Annotated in this window: 3 protein-coding genes; all 3 read right to left on the reverse strand. The window is 46.0% G+C overall.

The window, feature by feature from the left end:
* Nucleotides 1-140: 140 nt before the first annotated feature.
* The 3 genes from ACYPZI_RS15925 to ACYPZI_RS15935 are packed head-to-tail and all read right to left on the reverse strand — an operon-like array spanning nt 141 to nt 1,445.
* Nucleotides 141-455, reverse strand: a complete 315-nt coding sequence (locus tag ACYPZI_RS15925; RefSeq protein WP_459603350.1) for a hypothetical protein — start codon at nt 453-455, stop codon at nt 141-143.
* A complete protein-coding gene (locus tag ACYPZI_RS15930) occupies nt 448-654 on the reverse strand; it encodes a hypothetical protein (RefSeq protein ID WP_459603352.1) in 207 nt (68 codons plus the stop codon). The genes ACYPZI_RS15925 and ACYPZI_RS15930 overlap by 8 nt, the downstream gene beginning before the upstream one ends.
* 29 nt (nt 655-683) lie before the next feature.
* The gene (locus ACYPZI_RS15935; RefSeq protein ID WP_459603354.1) at nt 684-1,445 is read right to left on the reverse strand and encodes a JAB domain-containing protein; all 762 of its coding nucleotides are present in this window, start codon (nt 1,443-1,445) and stop codon (nt 684-686) included.
* Nucleotides 1,446-1,541: the final 96 nt, after the last annotated feature.

The following is a 1,541-nucleotide window of genomic DNA, read 5'->3' on the forward strand; positions in this document are numbered from 1 at the left end:
TCTTGATTTTATATTTATCTTTGATCTGGGTTATCGGTGAGGTACTCATATATCTACTTTTTTGAATTTGCAAATACAAAAATACACCTGTAACCCTTCTTTTACAATACCGTTGCAACAAAGTCATAATTAATACTGAACTACTTGTCGGCAAATTTATCACGCCATTCGCCGTCGGCGTATATGTTGAATCCGACGTATTCACAGCCAAACTCGTAGCTGAGGACGCGGATATAAAGGTCGCTTTCCCGCGGAATGCCGCCTGTCAGCTTTTCCATTTCCCCTTGCGGGAAAGTCCATTTGGAATCAAACTCGATTTCGCAGTCAAAGACTTTTCCGTTACCGTACAGCACGGTATCGCAGCTGAACGACTGCCGGATTGATTCCTTCAGCCTGTCGCGTAAATCCCTGTCCTTCGTTGAGAGATAGAGCTTGTTGGTACAGATGTTAGCCATGACATCCTGTATTAAAGAGTCCGACAATCCTGTTCCTGTCCACGCCGCCGTCACCGTCCAGTATGGCATTGAGGTAAAAGCCGATATGCACCGGCTGTCCGAAAGAAGTCCCGACCCGGTTACGGATGCGGTAATACCCTGCATGGCGGTTACTGCTTCTCCGCCGCCCTGCGCCTGTAATTTTTGTCTTAATTTCCATTTGATTATGATTTAACTGTTTATATGATGTTATAAAATCCTGCCTTCGTCGGCGTAGGAATAGTAGCTTTCGGAAGATATGACCAGGTGGTCTGTCAGGGATATGCCGAATAGCTTGCAGGCCGCCCTTACTTTTTCCGTCATTTTATCATCGGCTGCACTCGGTTTTAAGTTCCCCGATGGGTGGTTGTGGCAGAGGACTATGCCGGTAGCATTGGCCAGTATCGCCGCCTGCATGATATGGCGCACGTCAACGGTGACTTCTCCTATACCGCCTTCCGAAAGGTGGTTTATTCCCAGCAGCCTGTTCCCGCCGTTCAGCAGCAACAGCTTGAAAAATTCCCGGTGCTCGATAACTTCCGGGTCGAATACTCCATATTCCGTGAGCAATTTGTATATATCATTCGAACAGGTTATTTTCAGCCTGTCTGACGGCCTGACCTTCGGCTGGTAGCTGATTTTCACTTCCGATACGGTGAATATCCCGTTGGCTGTATTGCCATCTATTATCCTGTAATTCATGGTCAGATACATGTTAAGAGTGTGATAAACAGCCATACGGTAATAGCTACGGATAGCAGTATGACCGTCAGGCGGAATATAAATCGTATAAATCCCCTGACAAAGAGAATTGCGACAGCTGCCCATAGCGGCTGGATACCCGCCTTTTGCAGGCAGCAGAGACAGAACACGGCCAGCGTAACGGTAACAACCGCTAACGCTGCTTTTAGAAAAACTGATTTTTGCATGATGCTTTGTTTTTAACCTGAGTTCCGTATAAGCAACGCTCATTTTTCGCATCTGCTTTGTGGAACAAGAACTTTAGCCCAATGCAAATAGGACAAAGTTTTTGCTATAAAATTAGGAGCAGGATGATTAGCAGAATAA

The sequence above is a fragment of the Dysgonomonas reticulitermitis genome, assembly GCF_054601275.1.

Coding starts and splice junctions, on each gene's coding strand:
- ACYPZI_RS15925 (WP_459603350.1), bottom strand. CDS start 455: ATGGCTAACATCTGTACCAACAAGCTCTATCTCTCAACGAAGGACAGG.
- ACYPZI_RS15930 (WP_459603352.1), bottom strand. CDS start 654: ATGGAAATTAAGACAAAAATTACAGGCGCAGGGCGGCGGAGAAGCAGT.
- ACYPZI_RS15935 (WP_459603354.1), bottom strand. CDS start 1,445: ATGAGCGTTGCTTATACGGAACTCAGGTTAAAAACAAAGCATCATGCA.